At 41.5% G+C, this 22129-nt stretch carries 22 protein-coding genes and 1 other RNA gene; 12 read left to right on the top strand and 11 right to left on the bottom strand.

All coding sequences use genetic code 11. The features are described 5' to 3' along the window. Window positions 1-24: 24 nt before the first annotated feature. The 4 genes from E2K93_RS02935 to E2K93_RS02950 all read left to right on the top strand — a co-directional run bounded on the left by E2K93_RS02935 (window position 25) and on the right by E2K93_RS02950 (window position 4522). Window positions 25-1206, top strand: a complete 1182-nt coding sequence (locus tag E2K93_RS02935; RefSeq protein WP_135437654.1) for a phosphoglycerate kinase — start codon at window positions 25-27, stop codon at window positions 1204-1206. Between the two features lie 122 nt (window positions 1207-1328). Further along, the gene (fba, locus tag E2K93_RS02940) at window positions 1329-2393 is read left to right on the top strand and encodes a class II fructose-bisphosphate aldolase (protein WP_135437655.1); all 1065 of its coding nucleotides are present in this window, start codon (window positions 1329-1331) and stop codon (window positions 2391-2393) included. 213 nt (window positions 2394-2606) lie between these two features. Next, window positions 2607-3503 carry a DUF481 domain-containing protein gene (locus E2K93_RS02945; protein ID WP_135437656.1) on the top strand — a complete coding sequence of 299 codons (897 nt, stop codon included), beginning with the start codon at window positions 2607-2609 and terminating at the stop codon, window positions 3501-3503. A gap of 80 nt (window positions 3504-3583) precedes the next feature. Then, the gene (locus E2K93_RS02950) at window positions 3584-4522 is read left to right on the top strand and encodes a LysR family transcriptional regulator (RefSeq protein WP_135437657.1); all 939 of its coding nucleotides are present in this window, start codon (window positions 3584-3586) and stop codon (window positions 4520-4522) included. A 149-nt stretch (window positions 4523-4671) separates the two neighbouring features. Here E2K93_RS02950 and E2K93_RS02955 read toward each other — a convergent pair whose 3' ends face one another. Beyond that, window positions 4672-5373, bottom strand: coding sequence for a PEP-CTERM sorting domain-containing protein (locus tag E2K93_RS02955; protein ID WP_228445464.1), 702 nt, complete (start codon window positions 5371-5373; stop codon window positions 4672-4674). 268 nt (window positions 5374-5641) lie between these two features. Beyond that, window positions 5642-6334 carry a PEP-CTERM sorting domain-containing protein gene (locus tag E2K93_RS02960; RefSeq protein WP_135437658.1) on the bottom strand — a complete coding sequence of 231 codons (693 nt, stop codon included), beginning with the start codon at window positions 6332-6334 and terminating at the stop codon, window positions 5642-5644. A gap of 584 nt (window positions 6335-6918) precedes the next feature. Here E2K93_RS02960 and E2K93_RS02965 point away from each other — a divergent pair. After that, window positions 6919-7209 (top strand): hypothetical protein, encoded by a 291-nt coding sequence (locus E2K93_RS02965; RefSeq protein ID WP_135437659.1) that lies wholly within the window; start codon window positions 6919-6921, stop codon window positions 7207-7209. 29 nt (window positions 7210-7238) lie between these two features. On the opposite strand, the gene E2K93_RS02970 is transcribed toward E2K93_RS02965, so the two are convergent. Both E2K93_RS02970 and E2K93_RS02975 read right to left on the bottom strand, forming a co-directional pair. Further along, on the bottom strand, window positions 7239-7592 hold the full coding sequence (locus E2K93_RS02970) for an RnfH family protein (RefSeq protein WP_135437660.1): 354 nt from the start codon (window positions 7590-7592) through the stop codon (window positions 7239-7241). Further along, complete coding sequence (locus tag E2K93_RS02975; protein ID WP_135437661.1) at window positions 7592-8020, bottom strand: type II toxin-antitoxin system RatA family toxin; 429 nt, start codon at window positions 8018-8020, stop codon at window positions 7592-7594. Before E2K93_RS02975 ends, E2K93_RS02970 begins: the two co-directional genes overlap by 1 nt. A gap of 123 nt (window positions 8021-8143) precedes the next feature. On the opposite strand from E2K93_RS02975, the gene smpB reads away from it, so the two are divergent. Continuing rightward, window positions 8144-8626 (top strand): SsrA-binding protein SmpB, encoded by a 483-nt coding sequence (gene smpB / locus E2K93_RS02980; protein WP_135437662.1) that lies wholly within the window; start codon window positions 8144-8146, stop codon window positions 8624-8626. A 64-nt stretch (window positions 8627-8690) separates the two neighbouring features. Here the strand turns inward: smpB and E2K93_RS02985 are convergent, their stop codons facing one another. Then, window positions 8691-9164 (bottom strand): hotdog fold domain-containing protein, encoded by a 474-nt coding sequence (locus E2K93_RS02985; RefSeq protein ID WP_135437663.1) that lies wholly within the window; start codon window positions 9162-9164, stop codon window positions 8691-8693. 198 nt (window positions 9165-9362) lie between these two features. Here E2K93_RS02985 and ssrA point away from each other — a divergent pair. Then, window positions 9363-9713: a transfer-messenger RNA gene (gene ssrA / locus E2K93_RS02990) on the top strand. A 79-nt stretch (window positions 9714-9792) separates the two neighbouring features. Here ssrA and E2K93_RS02995 read toward each other — a convergent pair. Then, entirely contained in the window at window positions 9793-10125 is a 333-nt protein-coding gene (locus E2K93_RS02995; protein ID WP_135437664.1) for a hypothetical protein, read from the bottom strand. A gap of 491 nt (window positions 10126-10616) precedes the next feature. On the opposite strand from E2K93_RS02995, the gene E2K93_RS03000 reads away from it, so the two are divergent. The 5 genes from E2K93_RS03000 (at window position 10617) to E2K93_RS03020 (ending at window position 16381) form a co-directional block, all read left to right on the top strand. Continuing rightward, window positions 10617-12974: a putative bifunctional diguanylate cyclase/phosphodiesterase gene (locus E2K93_RS03000; RefSeq protein ID WP_189637839.1), complete on the top strand. Its 2358-nt coding sequence runs from the start codon at window positions 10617-10619 to the stop codon at window positions 12972-12974. Between the two features lie 247 nt (window positions 12975-13221). Further along, a complete protein-coding gene (locus E2K93_RS03005; RefSeq protein ID WP_135437666.1) occupies window positions 13222-14052 on the top strand; it encodes a MipA/OmpV family protein in 831 nt (276 codons plus the stop codon). A gap of 13 nt (window positions 14053-14065) precedes the next feature. Next, the gene (locus tag E2K93_RS03010; RefSeq protein WP_135437667.1) at window positions 14066-14452 is read left to right on the top strand and encodes a DUF3019 domain-containing protein; all 387 of its coding nucleotides are present in this window, start codon (window positions 14066-14068) and stop codon (window positions 14450-14452) included. Beyond that, a complete protein-coding gene (locus tag E2K93_RS03015; RefSeq protein ID WP_135437668.1) occupies window positions 14452-15186 on the top strand; it encodes a response regulator transcription factor in 735 nt (244 codons plus the stop codon). The genes E2K93_RS03010 and E2K93_RS03015 overlap by 1 nt, the downstream gene beginning before the upstream one ends. Window positions 15187-15193: 7 nt before the next feature. Next, a complete protein-coding gene (locus tag E2K93_RS03020; protein WP_135437669.1) occupies window positions 15194-16381 on the top strand; it encodes an ATP-binding protein in 1188 nt (395 codons plus the stop codon). Between the two features lie 305 nt (window positions 16382-16686). On the opposite strand, the gene E2K93_RS03025 is transcribed toward E2K93_RS03020, so the two are convergent. The 5 genes from E2K93_RS03025 to E2K93_RS03045 are packed head-to-tail and all read right to left on the bottom strand — an operon-like array spanning window position 16687 to window position 21808. Then, entirely contained in the window at window positions 16687-17103 is a 417-nt protein-coding gene (locus E2K93_RS03025; RefSeq protein ID WP_135437670.1) for a type IV pilin protein, read from the bottom strand. A 9-nt stretch (window positions 17104-17112) separates the two neighbouring features. Continuing rightward, the gene (locus E2K93_RS03030) at window positions 17113-19227 is read right to left on the bottom strand and encodes a prepilin-type N-terminal cleavage/methylation domain-containing protein (RefSeq protein ID WP_135437671.1); all 2115 of its coding nucleotides are present in this window, start codon (window positions 19225-19227) and stop codon (window positions 17113-17115) included. Between the two features lie 9 nt (window positions 19228-19236). Next, a complete protein-coding gene (locus E2K93_RS03035; RefSeq protein WP_135437672.1) occupies window positions 19237-20451 on the bottom strand; it encodes a PilX N-terminal domain-containing pilus assembly protein in 1215 nt (404 codons plus the stop codon). After that, window positions 20451-21236, bottom strand: a complete 786-nt coding sequence (locus E2K93_RS03040) for a PilW family protein (protein WP_135437673.1) — start codon at window positions 21234-21236, stop codon at window positions 20451-20453. Before E2K93_RS03040 ends, E2K93_RS03035 begins: the two co-directional genes overlap by 1 nt. Then, on the bottom strand, window positions 21224-21808 hold the full coding sequence (locus E2K93_RS03045) for a GspH/FimT family pseudopilin (RefSeq protein ID WP_135437674.1): 585 nt from the start codon (window positions 21806-21808) through the stop codon (window positions 21224-21226). Before E2K93_RS03045 ends, E2K93_RS03040 begins: the two co-directional genes overlap by 13 nt. Between the last annotated feature and the right edge of the window lie 321 nt (window positions 21809-22129).

The following is a 22129-nucleotide window of genomic DNA, read 5'->3' on the forward strand; positions in this document are numbered from 1 at the left end:
TAAATACGCAAACGGAGTCTAACTATGTCAGTGATCAAAATGACTGATTTGGATTTAACCAGTAAACGCGTTCTGATCCGTGAAGATCTGAATGTGCCAATTAAAGATGGCGTCATTACCTCTGATGCTCGTTTGAAAGCCGCATTACCAACCATTAAAAACGCCTTAGCCCAAAACGCTAAAGTCATGGTTATGTCACACCTAGGTCGCCCTGTTGAAGGTGAGTTTGATAGCCAATTTTCAATGCAAGTAGTCGCTGACTACTTAAGCAAAGCGCTTGCTATGCCGGTTCGACTTGCCGCTGATTACCTTGACGGTATCGACGTTGCAGACGGCGAATTAGTTATTTTCGAAAACGTTCGCTTTAATGTGGGCGAAAAGAAAAACGATGAAGGCTTAGCCAAAAAAATGGCGGCACTTTGTGATGTGTATGTCATGGATGCTTTTGGTACCGCCCACAGAGCACAAGCCAGTACTCATGGCGTAGGTCAATTTGCGCCTGTCGCGTGTGCAGGTCCATTACTTGCAGGTGAGCTCGACGCGCTTGGTAAAGCGTTAGATAACCCTAAGCGCCCTCTTGTTGCGATTGTTGGTGGCTCAAAGGTGTCAACCAAACTGACCGTATTAGAGTCTTTAGCAACCGTCGTTGATCAATTAGTGGTTGGTGGTGGTATTGCCAATACCTTTATTGCCGCTGCAGGTCATGGCGTCGGTAAATCACTGTACGAAGCGGATTTACTTGATGAGGCAAACCGCTTAACCGCCAATGCTAAAGCCAATAACGGCGACATTCCGGTACCGACCGATGTTGTTGTTGGTAAAGAGTTTTCCGAGAGCGCTGTAGCGACATTAAAAGCCGTTGCCGACGTTGAAGCGGACGATATGATTTTTGATATTGGTCCTGATTCAGCCAGTGCACTGGCGGATATTCTTGAAAATGCCGGAACCATCGTTTGGAACGGCCCTGTTGGTGTGTTTGAATTTGATCAATTTGGCGAAGGCACAAAAGCAATCGCTCAAGCCATTGCCAACTCAAGCGCCTTTTCTATCGCCGGTGGTGGTGACACCTTAGCAGCTGTTGATAAATATCACATCGCTGACAAAGTGTCTTACATTTCTACCGGTGGCGGCGCCTTCCTTGAATTCCTCGAAGGCAAAAAACTTCCAGCGGTTGCTATGCTTGAAGAACGAGCAGCAAACGCTTAAATCTAAAGGGCCAGTACAGCTGGCCCTCATTATAAAAATCGATATTACAACTTGAACTATAATAATCGCATGGCAAGTAAAATTGTGACATGCATCTATCACACAAATAAGGAGTGTTGATAATGGCTTTAATTTCAATGCGTCAAATGCTGGATCATGCAGCAGAGCATGGCTACGGTATCCCAGCATTTAATGTCAATAATCTCGAGCAGGTTCGTGCCATCATGTTAGCGGCATCTGATACCGACAGCCCGGTCATATTGCAAGCATCAGCAGGTGCTCGTAAGTATGCTGGCGCCCCATTTTTGCGTCATTTGATTCAAGCAGCTGTTGAGGAATTTCCAAATATTCCGGTTGTTATGCACCAAGATCACGGTACATCACCGGCCATTTGTCAGCGCTCTATACAGTTAGGTTTCTCATCAGTAATGATGGACGGCTCTTTAATGGAAGATGGTAAAACACCATCGAGTTATGAATACAATGTAGATGTTACCCGTCAAGCTGTGGCGATGGCCCACGCGTGTGGTGTATCGGTTGAAGGTGAACTAGGTTGCCTAGGTTCGCTTGAAACTGGTATGGCTGGTGAGGAAGACGGCGTTGGTGCAGAAGGCGTATTAAGTCACGATCAACTGTTAACGGATCCAGAAGAAGCGGCTGACTTTGTTAAAAAAACCAATGTCGATGCATTGGCTATTGCCTGTGGTACCTCACATGGTGCCTATAAATTTACTCGTCCACCAACTGGCGATATCTTAGCGATTGATCGTATTAAGGCGATCCATGAGCGTATCCCGAACACCCATTTGGTTATGCACGGTTCGTCGTCCGTACCGCAAGAATGGTTAGCGGTGATCAATGAGTTTGGTGGTAATATTCCTGAAACCTACGGTGTTCCTGTCGAGCAAATTCAAGAAGGCATCAAAAACGGTGTACGCAAGGTCAATATTGATACAGACTTACGTCTTGCATCAACCGGTGCTATCCGTCGTTTTATGGCGCAAAATCAATCGGAATTTGACCCTCGTAAATATTTAAAAGCCAGTACCGATGCAATGTACGAGATTTGTAAGGCTCGTTATGAAGCATTTAATACCGCAGGTAACGCAAGCAAAATTAAGCCAATTTCGCTTGAAACTATGTTTGCTCGTTACGAAAACGGTGAACTTAAAGCTGTTGTAAAATAAGCAAATACACATCTATTAATTTAAAAGGGAGCTGAGCTCCCTTTTTTGTTGCAAAAAATACTGCTTTGTCGTGTTCTATTCGACGCTGTAATTCTATATAATCGCTGCAGGATTAATAAAAACAAAGCCAGATACCAAGCGATGTATAATCCTACATGCAGTAAATCGCATAACCATATTTTCATAGAAAAATAACAATCTTAAGCGCTTAACATGAACAAAAAAGTCCCCATTTCTTTGCTTGCATTGTTCTCGCCATTGCTGCTAGCTGCAGAGCAATCGAGTAATGCAGAAGCCATTGACGCGATAGTTGATGCGCTAAATCAAAAACAACAGCCTGAGTGTTATCACTTTACAGACGAAGTGCCACCGGAAGAGTTTATTGGATTTCCCGAGTGTGACTTAACGCCGTCTAAACTAACCGGCTCTGTCGAAGTTGGTGCGTTTTTTAACACCAGTGACAATGACTACTTTATTGCCAAAGCGCGCTCTGATTTAAATCATGAAGTGGGGAAGCTGAGAACCAATTGGATTTTAGATGTATTCGGCCGTAAGTCAGAAGTCGAAGATGATGTAACCGGTAAAAAGCGATACGAAACAACCGACCAAAAATGGCTAACCTCCCTGCAAAGTAACTACACCTTAGAAGAAGGTGGCCGTAACTATCTGTTTGGCTATGGCTCTTATGAGGCTGACCGATTTAATGGTTTTGATTACCAAGCCGCGGTCGCTGCCGGTTGGGGTCGTCGCTGGTATGAAACCGATATTGCCTATTTTGATGCGGAAATTGGTCCGGGTTTCAAAGTCGATGAGATTGCTGAAACCGATGACCATAACAACCGTACTGAGACGTCGACCATTGTTCGTACCGCAGCAACCTATGAACGCCGTATTTATCAGACCATGGAATTTAAACAAACCTTGAGTGCCGAGATTGCCACGAAAACAGGTGAAAACAGTAAATTAAAATCGGTCAGCTCGGTAACCACCAAACTGATCGAATCATTGGCTTTAAAATTTGCCTTTACTGTTGACCACAACACCAACGTCGATGGCGACATCGAAAAGACTCGTACTGAAACCTCACTGACTCTGGTATACAGTATCTAGTCCCCTCTGCGGTTGCCGGCAATATAATTTCTGTTGTCGGCCTCTTTATTATTCATAGCATTTATAGTTAAATAAGTGCTATGAATATAAATGATATAGATCTTAACTTACTGATCGCATTTGATGTTTTGCTCCGAGAGAAAAACGTCACTAAAGCAGCAGGCCATCTTGGCATAACCCAACCGGCAATGAGTAATAGTTTAAAGCGGCTACGATCATTGTTAAATGATCCGGTCTTGGTGCGCACATCAGAAGGTATGGTAGCCACCGAGCGGGCCAACTTTCTCGCGCCAAAAATTCGCAAAATCCTGTTGGATACCAAAGAAGCCTTACAGCAAGTTGACGCAGACTTTATTCCAGAACAGTCTCAGCGTGTATACCGGTTGATGGCAAGTGACTATGCCGCATCAACTCTATTGCCAAAACTGTTAGAACACTTAAATGCAGTCGCGCCAAATATAACCATCGACATTATGACCCCAAGTGATGTGACCTTCCACGACGTTGAAGATGGTAAAATCGATATGGCAATTAACTTGTTTAATGAGTTGCCTTTGTCCTTTCATCAAAAGGTTCTTTGGAAAGACAGTTTCTCCTGCCTCACCCGTGCTAGTAACCCTATTTTAGAAAATTTTAATTTGCAGTCTTATATGCAAAGTAAACATGTGTGGGTTTCAAAAACAGGTTTTGGTGTAGGCTTGGGCATGAATCCCAAAGACATTCAAAAGCTCGGTTGGGTAGATGAAGCGCTAGCGCAAATAGGAAAGCAACGCGATATCAAGGTGTTTACTCGCAATTACCATGTTGCGATGCAACTGGCCCACGATGATCAGTTAATTGCCACATTACCAAGTAAAGCCGCTCATATTCATCGTTTGGATACGGGCTATGCGATACTGCCACCGCCTTTTGCAATACCGGATATCGAGTTAAAAATGATTTGGTCACCGCTGTTGCATCATGAACCAAGTCATATTTGGTTTCGCCAACAAGTGGTCAAAGCAGCAGAGCACTGTTAAACCGCAACAACAAGGGCTGAAAATGTTATTGCAATAAAGATTAAATTACCGGCAAAGCACATCGTTTTAAGCAAGTCATAAAAAAGCACCGCCAAGCGGTGCTTTTTTCACTATTGGTAAATTCTAATCATGCATTAATGACTGGGCGTTTATTGGCGGCGTCTGCGAGTAGCTGCTAATCCTACTAAACCAAGTGCTAATAACACTAAGTTAGAAGGTTCAGGCACTTCAGCAGGAACATCTAAACTAGATGCGGCGAAACCTGAAACATAGAACGTTTGATTAACATAAGAAATTGTAAAGCTATCACCTTCACCAAATAAGAACATACTTGGGTCGTCGTTAACCCATGCCCAATTACCTGGATCCAGTTCCATACCATCAGTTACAGGTTCAAAGTCAACAGACGGACCACCTATATCTGAAAAGTCTACATTAATTAAGTCACCTACACCTAAATTACCATCGTGATAGTTATTAAACCAAAGTTGTTGCAAACCAACTTTAGTACCTTCATCGAGACCACTAAAAGTAAATACTAAGTACTCAGCTTCAGTGACATTATCATTGCTCGACGGTACACATTGCATAGCGTCGTCCACGTCAGCACAAACACCTAAACCACCAGGTCCAGTATTGTTTGGTGCATCAAGGTACGCATAAACGTCATCGTCATCATCAAGATCATCAAAACCTGTAATGGTCAGAGTGTATCCATCCATTTCATAAACCAATTCCAAAGCACCACCCTCAGTCTCACCTAATTCCATAAAATTAAGGAAGCCCGCTGAAGCGGTCGAAGAAATCGTCAAGCCTAAGCATGCTAGAAACGCGTAAATTAACTTTTTCATATTTAACCTCTGTAAAGACATAAAAGAATCACCGCTTTAACTTATGCAATTTGCTTTCCAATATGTATAAACCAATACAAATCATAAGGTTGATATTTCTCTATCGCTGTTTTTTTCTTAATCACAACGAAATCGTAAAAAAATCCGACGCTGTTTTTTTCACCAACATTGTTGGCAAAGGCTTGTAGGCTATGTTATTCAACGAACTGATGTAAAAAAGCGCCGCTAATGCGACGCTTTCTGTTACTACAATAAATATATAATTATTCTAAATACGGCGTCGACGCGTCGCAATCAGACCGATTAGACCAAGTGACATTAGCACTAAGTTTGCAGGCTCAGGAACTTCAGCGGGCGGACGTGTCACATCAATTTCCATCGCTGACAGGTAAAACTCCTGATTAAAGTAGGCAAGTGATACATAGTCGCCGCTGCCAAATACATATTCGCCGGCATCAGCTACCCACGCGTAAGTGCCTTTAACACCGTCAATAACTTCGCCGTCTGCAACTGGGCTAAATTCACCAACCATACCGCCGATACTGGAAAAGTCGACACTGATCATGTCATCGGCATCTAAACCTTCATCATGGTTATTATTGAACCACAACTGAGTCAGACTAACGCTTACACCTTCGTCTACTTCGAAGGTCAACATCAATGATTCGTCAATGGTAATGTTGTCATCAGAACCACATTCATCCAAATCTTCTGGGCACACGCCTAATCCGCCTGGGCCTCTTCGGTTTGATTCATCAAGGTATGGAAATGCCATTTGATCGCCTAACATCGCTGTGATTGTTAGCGTAAAACCGTCACCTTCATACACCCAAGATTCACCGACAGAGCCTTCGCCAGGCTCGTTATCGGCAAGATCCATAAAATTGATTACGTCGGCAGATGCGGTTGAAGAAATCATCAATCCTAGACTAGCCAAAGTAGCATACAGAAACTTTTTCATATTATTCACCTCAATATTGCAATCGTTATTATAGTAACGAACAGATAACTGCAAACACCTTGCCAATATTGATTTACCCAAATTATTCAGCAACTTAACAAGCGGTCAGTATAGAAAACTACATTTTATAAGCCGTTACGTAAAAAAAGCTGACGCAATTCCTATCTTTGCCACTATAAAAGTAGGGTTATTGTTGATTAGTTATTCATTTACCTATGATTTTTGTCTTTCTGAAAATCACTTTAAAAGGCCAAAACCAATATTTACAATGCCTACAGAGTAGTCACAATATAAACATGGTTAAATAGGCTGGTTTATTATTTTTTGACAGGCAACTGAAAGCGAATTGAGTATTTTATGGTCACTTATCTTGTAAAACCGGTTGTTTACCGCCTTGCACTGGCATTTAACAATCAGTTAACATAGGTTAATAAAGACGCAAATTTGATATGGTACGTAAAGAGGGAGGAAGAACAGTGAAATCAGTAAAGCTAACTCTACTGTGGTCGTTAATCACTTTTTTCAGCTTACTAAGCTTGAAGTCATATGCTGTGTCCGGGGATAAATTTCTGTTTAACAAGGAAATGCGTGCCACGATCACGCCTATTTCGATTTCACGCGATGATCTCGGTGCCTATGCATCCTTGATAAACAAACCATTGGTTCAATTAGTACAAGCACGAAGCAATGAACCAGTACTATTACATAAATCCAAAGCAAAATCGGCAAATAACGTGTTTGCTCTAGCGATGCAAATGCAAGACAAAATGCAGTATTACTTTGCGATGATTGAAAACGTTTTTGATAATGACGAACCAGGTTATAGCGATGAAGAATGCCGAGCATCACGCATGGCACGTTTCATTCTCTGGTAGTCTAACTTTGGTAATCTAACTCGGGTAATCTATTCTTTACTCGCAGCGCCACGTAACGGGTTGACTCGTCCACCCGTTACTTTGTCGGCGCGACCTTCTTGTTTGGCCTTTTCCGCTCGTCGTTTACGCACTTCTTTTGGATCGGCGATAAGCGGTCTATATATCTCAATACGATCACCATCATGCACGGTTTGCTGCAGCTTAACCGCTTTGTTCCAAATGCCAACTTTATTGACGGTCAAATCAATCTCTGGAAATTGCTGACATATACCCGATTCCATAATCGCCTGCTCTACGGTTGAGTTTTCATCAATCAATAGTGAAATCAATGTTTGTTCGGTCGGCAGAGCATAAACCAGCTCTATTGAAATTTGTTCGATCATCAGTAAACCTGTTTCGCTCTTTGAGTAAACGCACTCACCATAGAATTGGTTAAGCTATCGAATATTCGGCCAAATGCCATCTCGATGAGCTTACTGGAAAATTCATAGTCAAGTTTCAATTCGATTTTACAAGCATCGTCACTTAATGGTGTTAGCAACCAATGCCCTGTTAAATATTTAAAGGGGCCATCTTTTAAATGCATGCTGACTTTTTGATTTTCTTGCAAGGTGTTTTCGGTGGTAAACCACTTTTGTACCCCACCTTTGGAGACCTTCAATGAGGCGGTCATTGAGTCTTCATTATGGCTGACAATTTTGGCATCAGTACAACCAGGTAAAAACTCTGGATACTTGCAAACATCATTTATTAACTTATACATATCAGCGGCACTACGCATAACCAGTGCACTACGATTAATCGCTGGCATTTCTTCTCCTATGTTACATTCGACATGATATCAAAGGATTAGCGAAATCACATCTGGAAAATTTCGCAAAAAATGTTTTAATCAGTACCATTAATCGCCTTTATCCGTATAATAGTCGCCGTTATGGCAAAGAAAAAATCAAACAAACAAGCAAGTAATACCATCGCTTTAAATAAAAAGGCGAGGCATGAATACAATCTATCCGATAAATTTGAAGCCGGCATGGAACTTCAAGGCTGGGAAATCAAATCTATTCGGGATGGAAAAGTAAATATATCAGACTGTTACGTTTTCATTAAAAATCGCGAAGCGTATTTACTTGGCGCTGAAATCCAACCTTTATTGTCGGCATCTAGCCACGTGGTTTGTGATCCAAGACGAGATCGAAAGCTATTGTTAAATCGTCGAGAACTTGATCGCTTAATAGGCGCAGTAGACCGTCAAGGATTCTCTCTCATTGCGACCGCGATGTACTGGAAGCGCAATTGGGTTAAGCTGGAATTTTGCTTAGGTAAAGGTAAAAAATCACATGACAAGCGAGCTGACATCAAAGACCGAGAATGGAAGGTTGATCAAGGCCGAATCATGAAGCACAAAAATCAATAACACATAAAAAAGCCTGCGCATGCAGGCTTTTTTATTAATCGAACATCAGACTTGTTTTGGCTCGTTAGGATATTTTAGGCTTTTTCTCACTAACCCATACGGTTATTACCGCTTTCGCCACCAACACATCGTTGTCATCAAATGCTTCAACCGGGATACCAAAATCCCCCACTTGCCACTCTTTGTTTTCGATATTGGCAATACAACGAATGTCGGTACCGGCCTTGGCGGTATAATCGACCGTCATTGATTTCGGGATCCAACGTAGGTTATCAGGAATACTCGCTTCACTGACCGCTCCCATAGCCATTTCCATGCCGTTACAAATTGCAATCGCATGCACAGTACCAATGTGGTTTTCCACTGCTTTACGCTTAGGTATAAGCACTTCACAGTAACCTTTTCTTAACTCTTTAACCAAAGGTTTTATGGTCTTAAAGTAAGGTGCCCAACGCGCAAAAAACCACGAAAAAAGTCGGTTACCAAATGCAAATTTGGTCCACTTTTCATATACATCCAATATTTTAGGAAGAGCCATTATCGCCTCTATTTGTTATTATCACTCATCACTGGTACAACCAGTATAACGAATTAATGTAATATTTAAAGTGCTTTACCGCTTTATGATAATCAAGCCTAGTTTATCAACAATTACTGTTCGCTATTTAACCGCGTTGTTTTCAACCATAATTAACAGTACAATATACAATGTAAAGCGCGTTTAGCGTTTCACTTTGGGGCGGATCTAGGATTCGACGGGATTCACGAAACCCAAGGTGCATGCCCAGGGGCGGTTGGCCTGGTAAAAAGCCGCAAAACTATAGTTGCAAACGACGAAACGTTCGCACTAGCAGCATAATGCTAGCCATCCTCTCGAAGCTTCGCCTATTGGCTTGAGATGCGATGGTCATGAAAAATTGGCTAGCGAGGGAACTGCGTCTGACGGTGAACCGCGAAACAGTATCAGACTCACCAGAACGAAGCTTGTCGCTTGGCGTCTGACTGGTTAAATAAATGAGCGACTAAGCATGTAGTACCGAGGATGTAGGTTTTTCGGACGGGAGTTCAAATCTCCCCCGCTCCACCAACTCCACATAAAAAAGACGCCTAAGGGCGTCTTTTTTTGTATCGATACGCTCAATGACAATAGAGCGAGATAACAACCGTTATTGCTTTTCAGCCGTAGGGCTTAAACCTTCAGAGCGATTATCAATGGCGTCATCGAGTTCAAAACCGCCATCCATCCAAGCACGTGCTTCTGATGCACTAAACTTAGCTTCAGACCACTCAATAATCATTTCTGGGTCGGTAATTTTTACCGCTTTCCATTCAGCATATTGTTCAGGTGTTACACGGTTTTCAGTTAAATAGTTTGCCGTTTCTACATCGACACCATTTGCTTTCCATTCGCCAATAGTCTCTTCAGACATGTTGTCCCAGGTTGCGGCACAACCGCTTATCAATAAAGCGATTAGCAGCGTTGCAATTGTATTTTTCATCATTGTTCCTTAGCGTTAATTTGACGTCAATTACTACACAGAGTTTGTGATACCTAGGGTTTATCTTGGTATCGGTAATCATTAAAAGTCGATTATGGCTTGGTCACGACCTTTGTTGATAAGTTGTTGTGTTAATAATAAAAATCCTAGTTGGTTTTATTAAAAACTCCACTTTTTTTGATTTAAAACGAGGCAATTAGCGTTTCGATTTGTGATCTTCTAATAGAAATTTCACCTTAGTGCCCGAATTATGGGCTTACAGAAACCTGTACTGCAAGATTGCACATTTGCATATAAATTAAGCAGCAGCATTTATCTAACATGTACATAGCGGTATTTATCGATTTGCAGCTAAACAAAGGCGTCTAAGCGCGGGTTATTTGCTTGCTTTTCAAGGTGATTTTTGTCATCTTAACAAGATAGCAACACCTATATAACAACAATAAATACTGTGGCATAAAATGGATCGTCACAGTAATAGGGAAAAATCTATGGCTCCTTTGTTTTCCAGTTTGCGCAGTCGCATCTTTGGTCTTTTCATTCTTTTACTGATCGCAGTACAAACCGTTTCCTTTGTCACGTCTTATTATTCTAATAAACAACGTGCCGAACATCAGTTAGCAAGCGTATTATCTAACGCAGAACATTTATTAAAAGAAAAACTACAAAGTCGCAGCTATTACTTATCTGCCTTTACTGAAATATCAGCAACCGACAGAGCCTTGGTTGAGCAATTTACGAGCGCACATCGAAATCTGTCTTTGCCTTTAAATAACCACAGAAAGCGCATTGATGCCGATATTGCCCTAGCTATCGATGTCGACGCGGTGATCATTGGACATTTGCAAGTAAAAGACAGCAACAAAGAAATAAAGCGTGTTGAAAATGGTAATAAAATAAACGAGATATTTAGCCAAACTGATTGGCTCAAAGATCACCCTGTTGAAGTGTATTACGCTAACAACAAACAAATTTACCAAATGGTGATTGCCCCCGTATTAGAAAAGTTTGAAATCGTCGGTCACATTGCATTGGGGTATGAAATCAATAAAGCACTGGCAAATGAGCTGGCAGGTTTAAGCAGTTTTTACGTTGGCTTTGCGTTGCAAGAACAAGAAAACTGGCAGTGGATTGCGCGAAATGATGCGATGCGTCAGGACAAGTTTATTATTGAAGGTGATTCACCACTGCAGGCGATGCAAGAAGGTTCTTTGATTGGTAAACATTTGCACTTGGGTGATATTAATAACGTCGCCGTTAATGCGACCTTCTTTCAATCTCGTTCAAATCTTGTTGCGGCAATAAAACAAGACGGCTTTAATATCTTCCTACTAATCGCGTTAACGTTAGCAGCCTCTTTATTTGGCGCGTATTTTATCGCTAATGGCGTCTCACGCCCAGTGCGCTCGTTTGTCGATTTAGCCAAACAAATTGCCCAAGGTAACTATAATTCGACGGCGCGTATTGGCAGTACCGATGAGTTAAATCAATTGGCTGCGCAATTTAGCGTGATGCAACAAGCAATTGAAGAACGTGAAAACGAAATTACTCGCCAAGCATTTAGTGACTTACTGTCAGGACTGCCAAACCGCAGTCAATTTTATCGTGAAATGCATGATATAAAGGAGCCTTACCTGCTATGCCAAATAAACGTACGCCGCATATCAGAAATCAACGATACCTTAGGTCACGATGTCGGCGATGAAGTCATTCTTGAAATTGCCCATCGCCTTGGCAAACTGGAAAAACCTTTGTTCCACGTATCTGGTAATGGCTTTTTAATTCGTTTTGACCATCAAACCGAAAAAGACATCAAATCCACGGTAAGTCATATCAACCGTGTTATCGAGCCAAGCTTTATTTATCAAAATATCTCTATTCATTTGCAGGTTAATATCGGTATTACCATCAGTGATGGTTGGTCACAGGCAAATCAGGTATTAAAAGAAGCCGACTCAGCGATGCAAATCGCCAAACGTAAGAACTTAAAATATCAAATCTATGACCGTCAAATAGACTTAAATACACTTGATAGATTACAGCTAGTCAATCGCTTACGCGGTGCCATAGAGAATGATGAATTTTTATTATTCTTTCAGCCGAAATTAAATCTGGCGACCAATAATATCGAAGAAGTCGAAGCTTTATTACGCTGGAACCACCCAGTTAACGGTCTTATTACACCAGACAGTTTCATTCATATTGCCGATCAGACCGGGCAAATGACGGCGTTAAGTAAGTGGGTCCTTAACGAAGCCATTGAGCAACACATATACTGGCGCAGCAAAGGCCTAGCATTAAATATTGCCATAAACATTTCCCCAGAGAACTTGCTCGACGATGAGTTCTGTCAATACTTAATCGATACCTTAGCGAATGACGGCTCGTTGACAGATGCGTTGAGTTTTGAAATCACCGAAGATGCCTTTGTTGATCACAGTTCAAAAGCGGTTGATAACATCATTATGTTGCGCACCCATGGCATTAATTTATCAATCGATGATTACGGCACCGGTTACTCGTCTTTAGCACAGTTGAAAAACTTACCAGTACAAGAGTTGAAGATAGACCGCGCCTTTATTGAGCATCTAATTCACCAACCACAAGATCAACTGATTGTTGAGTCGACGATTCAATTATCACATCAGCTTGGTTTAAAAGTTGTTGCTGAAGGCGTTGAAGATAAACTAACGCTAGACTGGTTACGAGACAAAAAATGTGAAACGGTGCAGGGGTATTACATCAGCCGACCGCTTTCGAGCGAAGATTTAGAGCAATGGCTTGAGAAAGGTGAATACAAGGTCAAACTGTTGGATCAACCAGCTAATTTATCCCTTGAAAACAAATAACTAGTAAGCGCTATACTGTAACCCATATGTAACTTTGTGTCGCATTTGTTATCCACCTTTGCTAGCATGCGGGCAGTTTACAGCGCGTAAAAACGATGATTGTTAACACTTTTTTACAGCGATGTTAATAGCAAACTATTAAAGTGAAATAGTTCGATATCAATAGGCCATGGTGAGCAGGTTTTTGCTTACCTAGTATATGCATATTGATGATTTCCATTTGGGATGAAGACAGTTAAACAATCATATGACAGCCCGTATCATAAAAGCGGCACTAATTAGTGCTTTTTGCTCTGTTATGGCATTACCAGCATTTGCAGAGCAACAAAAACAACAACCAATCGAAGAGTCATCACAAGACGTGGATGATACATTTTTCGCGATCAAATTTTCCGCTGGTAAGTATCACTTTGAATCGCCGTTAAATTTCAAAGAAGATGTTGAGTTTTATTTTCTTCCCACTTGGACTTTTTACTATAAAGATCTGTTTTTTATAGAAAATACCAAGATGGGTTTAAACCTTTACATCGACGCCGATGAGACTTCCACCACCATCGTTGATCTGGTGACAAGACATAACTTTGATGGCTTGTATTATCACATGGATGACGATTTTGTCAGCTTTGTTGACCCAATGCTACCGCCATTTAACCACCCTTCGACTGATGCCCACTTAAGCTATTTAGGTGGTGTTGAAGTTAAGCATTATTACGATAAAAACATCATCACCTTTGGTGTGTTTTCCGATATTTCCAATGTACACCATGGCGAAGAAGCGGAAGTGTCTTGGCAGCGAGTGCTGTTTAATAAAGGCACGGATTTTAAATTATCCGCAGAAGTTGGCGCACTCTACAAATCGGATCAAGTATTAGAGTATTACTACGGTTCGCCATTAGATGGTGACAATATCAATTATTATTCTCGAATTGATGCCGCCTATGAGCTATCGGATGGTTTATATTTGGTGGCGAACTTCAAGTATGAACGTTTGTCGAGCAAAATCATTAGCTCACAAGCGACCGATAAAAAGGAATTACAGAGCGGTTTCATTGGAATAAGTTGGTTAACGAATTGGTAAACCCTGTAATACTATGAAATACAGCGTCAAGGTACTTGCCTTATTAGCTTTGTTAATGTCTATGCCGAGCCTTGCTCAGGCAGATGAGACTGTGTTTAGCGTTATGCCAAACAAATGCATTGTTAAAAATAAAGGAGAGAGTTGTAACACCGAACTCACTCTGCAATGGCAATTACCCGACGCACAAAACATCTGCATTCTTAAAAATAATAACATCGTCCACTGTCAACAAAATAGTAAACAAGGTTCATTTGTTTACCCGGTAGAGACGGCAGAAACATTGAATTTTAAATTGGTAGAAATGACCACCTTAACCGAGCTTTCGACCTTTAAATTCAGTCTATTATACTTAGGTAAAACATCGGCGAAACGCCGCAAACTTCCTTGGCGATTGTTATAATGCAAGAATATGAACTACAAAAAATACTTCTCATAGAAGATGATCACAAACTTGGTCTAAAGATAAAGCGATTTTTAGAGCAACATGATTACGAAGTTGAATGGCTTAATGGCGGCTCTTTGTTGGGTGTTGACGCAAAAGTTAATGCCTTCGATGTGATATTGTGTGATATCGATTTACCTGACATGTCTGGCTTTGATATATGCAACCAATGGCGCGACAAGTTCGATGGTGCGTTTATCTTTATCACAGCCTTTACTGACTCAGATTGTCAAATTGAAGGCTTAGAAATGGGCGCAGATGATTTTATCGTCAAACCTTTTGTGCCGGATGTATTGTTAGCTCGTGTTCGAACCGCAATTCGCAAATTAAAACTGTTCAAAGCAAAAGATGAATCACCTTCATCAACGCAAAGTGACGATGAGACACCGATTACCCTACCTGAGCTGCACTTAACTCCAGCAACACAGCAAGTTAAAGTGGCTGATACCCTACTTAACCTCACGCAACAAGAGTTTAAAATCCTCTACTTATTTGCCCGCAATTTTAATTATAAAGTGACCAGGGATGTGATCAGCAAGATCGTCATGAATCGTGAATATGATGGTTTTGATCGAAGTGTTGATGTCTATGTCAGCAAACTGCGTAAAAAGTTTAACACCATAAACGGTAACCCTTACCAAATTAATACCTTATGGGGTAAAGGTTACGTGCTTACTAATCAGGAAGATTAACAAATAAATGAACAAGCAGTTTCTGCGTCTCACGCTATTTTTGGTGGCGTCGCTAATTATTTTAGCGCTAAGTCTCCAATTAGTATGGGAGTCCATTGAACCAAGTGAGACGGTGATATCCGTCGATGATTTTTATCACTCGTCTATTGAACGTAAAGGCGATATCTTTACCATGGTGCCGTTAAACACCATTTCATTGCCAGCGGATATGCTTGAGCCGTTAAAAGGCGGTGAAATCATTCGTGTTGATGACGAACAAGATAACGCCTATTACTATAAGCTCCACAATAACGCGGTATTAATTTTAGGGCCGATTGTTGACGACGATCTGGGCCAAGACAGTCACCAGTTAGTGACTACATTATTTTATGCTGGCTGTGGTTTAATTATCTTATTCTGGTTTCGACCTGCTTTTGTCGATTTACGTAAATTATCGACCTCAGTTATGGAGTTCTCCAAAAACGCCAAATGGCAACACTTGCATTTAAAGCCTACCTCAATTGCCTACCCTGCTGCCAATACCATCAATCAAATGGCTGAACGCATTGAGCAATTAATCGATTTGCAAAAAAATCTATCACGTATGGTCGGTCATGAAATACGTACCCCTCTGGCTCGTACTGGGTTTTCGATAGCCAGCTTAAAGCACGAGCCTAGCCTTGATGAATTGCTGTCTATTGAAGAAGACTTGCAAGAAATTGAAGATCTCACTGAAGAATTTTTGCAAATTACCAAGCTGGAATTCGACTCGAAAGACATTGTTTTAGTTAAGCAAAATGTTTATGCTCCAATCGAAGATTTAGTCAATAAATTACAAAAAGCATCACGCATTAATATCGTTATCGACATGGACAATAATGTCACTGCACCGGTCGAAACCAAAACCTTTAAACGTTTAATGCAAAACTTGATCACCAATGCCTTAAAACACGCCAATGAACAAGTTGAGATACGCTTTAGCCAGGTCAACGATCAATTTACCATCAGTGTCAGCGACGATGGCGGCGGCTTTGAACAAACCCAACAGCTTGATAAACCGTTTTATCAAGGCAACCCAAAAGTCGATGGTTATGGCCTAGGTCTTTCGATTGTTAAGATGATTGCCGCTTGGTATCAAGGCGATATCCAATTCACCCAATCAAACACCTTAAATGGCGCTAAAGTCAGCTTTACTTGGCCTATAGACGAAGATTAATCACCTACATTGAATCTAATACCATAAGACTCTTTGATAGCAGCTTAGTAAGCTTTTAATGCGAATGACTATGATAGTTTAGTCATTATCGAATAATGGCAGCTACGTGTCTCTTAAACGTATTCATCTGTCCAGCTGGTTACTAATCCATAAAGCGCATCCATAAAGCTCATCAGCATAGCTCAGAACGTGGTTTAAGCATATTTAAGCATAAATAACCCACTGTTTTCATCGGTAACAAAAAAGGCCAGAAATGAATTCTGGCCTTTTACTTTTACAAAAATCTAACTATCGATTGCTGTGCGTTACCAACAAGCGCTTGGCGCTTTTAACCCTTTTGGATTAGAGGCACTAAATGTTAACGTCATTGAGGTACAGCCGGTATCTTTGGCTTGCACTCCTTGAGCCGTTGCAGTAATAACATATGCGTTGCCACTTACACTGCCCAATGACAATTGATAATAACCATTGTCGGTTGTCGCACTGCCTCTCACCGTTTTAGCCGCACAGTTATTCGCAGAGCCAAAACTCGAACCATAAGTTGCGCAATTACCACGAAGTTTCTTTTGTTGAATTGCAATTTCATACATAGCGGTCTTCGCATCAGCACGCCGTGACTTCATCATCGAATCAGCAAAAGACGGGTAAGCAATGCCGGCAATAATGCCGACAATGGCAACAACAATCATTAATTCAATTAATGTAAAACCTTTAGCTCTCATTATTAACTCCTAAGGACAGCTGTCGCCATTTTTAATGTTTTGCAATGTCGCGCTTACGCTAAACGTACCCGGCGACACCGCGGTAAATTCTATATGACTTAACGGCACACCATCGACTTTCGTATATTTACCGACCAGTTCAACATCATTCACTGACAAACAGACATCCAAATTACTGTCACTTTGAAAATAAATGCTACCTGTCCAGGTATCACCGTCATCGATAGTATCAGACGAACATTCAAAGCCGGTTTGCTCGGCATTAATTAAGCAAACACCGTTAGCGTCGCTAATCGTAACATCTGCTAAAGACTTACCACCAGAGCCTTGTGTAATGTCACCAACAACGTTAAATACTTGGCCCATTTTACAAACAAATTGCTCTGTCGCGGTGTGATCGGCTTTGATCACATCATGATATTGTCTTAAATCGGAACAGGTCATCTGCGATAAATCAGGGTTTACCTGAATATAACCCGACCAACCATTTTCTAAATCGCTTGCTTCCGCCCAATCGTAAACATCACAACGATAATCTATGGTATAGATGTTAAATATACTTTCAATAAAGCCAGCAAATACCGGTGCATCGGCAGTACAATTTAGTGGCCCATCAGAGGTATTAACCGTAAATGGCGGGACATCATCACCAACTACACCAATTTTAATACTACCAGTAATCTGATGTTTCTGTGATGGAGGATCACTTGGATCAAACGGGCAGTTATTATTTACTGAATAACCAAATGCTTCGAGTTTGGTGTCATCAATATAAGCCGAGCCCATATTATTTAAACAGTAAAAATCGTCTGGGTTACCAATAAATAAGCCGCCAGTAATACCATCGACGTTAGCATCTGTACGCACCATGATACCGTCATTGACACACAACTCACCATCACTATCACCTGGTTGCATCTTATTAACAACAAAGTCATGCGGTGCTTCAGCAGGCTCTGCATCTGGATTTGGCAGAACCAAGGCATCTTTTACGCCCACCGAATAATAAATGGTATCACCATTATCATCGACAATAGGTGAATATACGTCATCACCGTTTACATCTTGAGTGGTCTTAGTGTCGTCAATCTCAAACGCCATACCACGATATACACGACGGGTTGCGATTTGCGGTCGTTCGAATGCATCTGCTGATGTCGGATCACCAACACAAACCTTGTCAGATTGGCTTATACCGCTTCCAAGAATGATACCAATATTGCCGTGCCAACCACCTCCTAGATAACAGGTATACTGATAGTAACTGTAATCACCATTATCCGTGGTTAAAGCTGTTGTGCTGTCCGCCGTTACCTGCACAGTTTTACCGGTATCATCAACGTAATAACGTTGACAAAACGCGGCATCAGAGGCTTTGACGTAAACTTCACCGATAGATAATTGATTTTGTGTTGCCGTATCAATATAAACATGCCCAGAAATTTCAACAAAGCCAGTACACTCGCCAACATCGTAGTCGATGACTTCATCATCAATCTGACAGGCATCTTTTAGCGTTAATACAATGTCATCACCGGATGTTAAACGTAAATCACCGTCTTCGCGGTTAACCAAGCCGGTTAAATCATCGTTCATAACCATACGACGTCGATCATCATCGGTAACCTGACCTTCACCTAGCTCAGCTCGACCGGTTGCAGAACGCACATAAAACTCATCATCGTCACTATTATCTATTTCACCACTAATAACCGGTGACTCATAACCGAGGCTTGTGACTAATTCGACCGATTCCGACACACCGTCACTGGTTTCCCAACTGACCATAATCGAAATTTCTTTGGCTTTAGCGTTATCGGTGATGTTTTCTTGACGTAAAAAAGAGGTGTTAGAACCTGCTACTTTTGTGTCATTACTGTAACCATTAGTTGCCGTATATAAGGTTTCAAATTCAGCCGCAGTAAATGCATCATTACTGATATTACGCATTTGTTCGAGGCGTTGTTGGGCAATCGCCATGGCTTCCGCTTTAGCTTTATTTTCAGCACTACCACCAATAAGTGAGGTTTGAAATGACGCTACCGCCAAAAGGCCAACAGCCATAATTGCTAACGCAACAAGAACTTCGATAAGACCAAATCCGTAATTACGATATTTATTCATAATAACTCCCTAAAAATCTCTCCAACTTCCTGCTGCAACAGTCGGAATTGTATTCAACCTAGTGTTTTTTAATAGGTCAGTATTGTAATGAATATCTAAACTGCCACTGGTGGTATTAAAGCCACCGCCGGTGACAACGGCACCATGAAACGTCGCATTTGCCGACACTTCGGTGGTATCCATGATAAAAACCACACCGTAAAAGTGCGGTGTACCGGACATAGAGACATTACCATTAACGATAAGAATGCTTGGCGCTTCATCATCACTTGGGCACACATTGTTACCTGTTACTACAGATTTACAACCTACGGTACCGCCATTGATATTGAGATCGCCTTCATACCAAACCACTTCATTTCGAGCACCTTCAGCGCAATCGGCATAAGTATTGGCATCACAGCCCTTAGAATCACCCGGCGATGCCGGATCAATGACCACGGTCGCGACACGTTCTTTGTATTGAAGAGGTGACATGCCGAAAAAGTTTTCAAACATTTCTTCAGGCGTCAAGTTGGCCAAATCTGAGTCATGCTCAAGAATATCCAAACCAACAGTTTCTTTATTTGATGTTTGAATTTCGCTACAGGCGCGAGGCACATCCATACAAGCGGGATAATTCACATCACTTGGGTCGGCAATAAACGTTGCGGTGGCGTTATTCGAACCAATATCAATATCGCCACCACTCCAAATCGAACTATGTCCTTCTGGATTATGTACTGATGCAGAACCGTTTATATCTAAATTACCACGAGTACTGAGTGGGTTATCTGGCATATTTGGAATAGGGTCTAACGCTTGCAAGGTAACAGTGATGGTTCTGGTGGCAGACTCATCTTCACTCCAACCTTGTGAGATCACTTCGATTGATATCACATCTGAGGCGCTAATTTCATTGACACTGATTTGTACAGGCGATGTACCAATGGTACCAGTGGCTGAGTCACCGATGCCATCTCCGTCAGAATCGAATACCGGATCAATATTGCCATCGTCATCTTGATCTAAGCCATCAGCATAATATTCGAGCGCAAGAGCCAGGCCACCTTCTGCGGCTTCAAATGCTCGTTTCGAGCGCATATCATTATTGACCAGCTGTTGTTCAAAAATAACACTGCGGGCTAAATACAAGCTGATTAAGGTGATTAAAATCAATAAAATGATGGAAATAGCGAGTACTGCTACACCTTGCTGTTTACGGCGAAGCGTTAATTGTTTCATTATCGAACCCTCACCATGTCATTGCGAACTTTAATGGATTGTTGAATCGTATACGTCACTTCACTGTCTGAATTTAGTGTTGCCGCTAAGGTGATGATAATTTCTCTCGTCTCAACCGTAGTATCGCCGCTACCCACTGTTGGTGTTTGCGCATAACAGTCTATTTCGCCATTATCATCGACACCATTGGCGCCATCGTTGTCTATCTCATCAGGCTCTCGTGTATTGACACACTCTGAATTTTGCGGGTTAAAACTAAGACGAGTAATGCTGTATAACTCCGAATCACTGATTTCTTCCCAATCGCCATCATTTTCATTGCAGCTATCAGCATTTGCGACTGTACCTGTAGTGCGCATTTCGATAACGCTGCCGTTTTTACGATAGCCAAAAAACTCGCTGTCTGAATCAAGCTCTCCGTCGTTATCGGCATCATAAGCAAAGATGATACACTCACCATCAACATTGCTATTTTCAGCAACCACGGTATTGGCTGAAATTGAATTAAACACCGCTAAAGCGCTGTCATTAGGGACACTAAATGGGTTCGATGAAGGTGTTTCTGTAAATGTGCCCCAATAGCCAGCACGACGAATATCATTGGTCATCACACTCATGATGGTCATCAACTGTGTGCTGAGCTTCGACTCTTTCAAAGTACTGCCGCTACTGGAAACAACCGAGACATATATGGTTGTAACGCCAGCAAGAACTATTAAGCCAAACACCATGGAAAGCAATAACTCAACTAAGGTGAAACCTTTTTGATTGATTAAAGGCCGCATGCATTGTACTCCGCATAATCATCAGAACAAATATTGACAACACCCAACCTGTTAACACGCACCACGATTGCGTTATTTGAAGCATCAGAAAACATAAAATTTCGACCTACATCAACAGTGCCTCTAGTGGGATCAAAGACCAGACTCGTGGTGATGGTACCACTTTGATAGTACATTCTAATGCTAAGCTCATCGTGCTCACTGCCGTCAACTCGAAACAGCACATCATCATTAGCCGCGCTGTAAGAGCCGTCACCGTCATCTATGGTTAATACACAGGCAAGTGGATCGGTATTCGACGTTTTACTGGGATCACAAGACTCCCCTACTTTCATGCCATAAGACCATGATGATGAGGTCATATTGCTAACGGTAAAGTGAACTTCTTCGGAGCGAGCGATAGACTCAGAACGAGCTTGTTGCAGGAAAGAATACATCTGTTCAGCGGCGCTAACTAACTTACCTTTCTTGAAGGAATCCATAAAGCTAGGGCCAGCAGCACTCACCAATATACTCAGGACGAGTACAGTGATTAAGATTTCTATTAGTGTTATGCCTTTTATTCTTTTCATTATCCAATACCCCAACTGCAGCTAACATCCTGCAGAAGCGCTTCCCTTGTATCGCTTGAATATCCTATAAAACAGCTTTTTTGTTAAAATTAATGTGTTGCTTTGTGATCCATCCTGATCGACAAAGCCTTTTACTTCCTATTCACTAATCTAACATTAAATTTAAATTACTACTAGATAATAACTACATTTTAGTCTTGCTAAGTGGTTAATATTTGTCCAAAAAACACTTTACTCTAGCTGCTATGGCACGTTAATCCTAGCGATAGGCTGTAAAAATAACGCTATGCTTATAACGTATGTTATCAACATGGATGTTAA

Origin of the sequence: Thalassotalea sp. HSM 43, from assembly GCF_004752005.1 — a bacterium.
In the GTDB taxonomy this organism is placed as follows: Bacteria; Pseudomonadota; Gammaproteobacteria; order Enterobacterales; family Alteromonadaceae; genus Thalassotalea_A.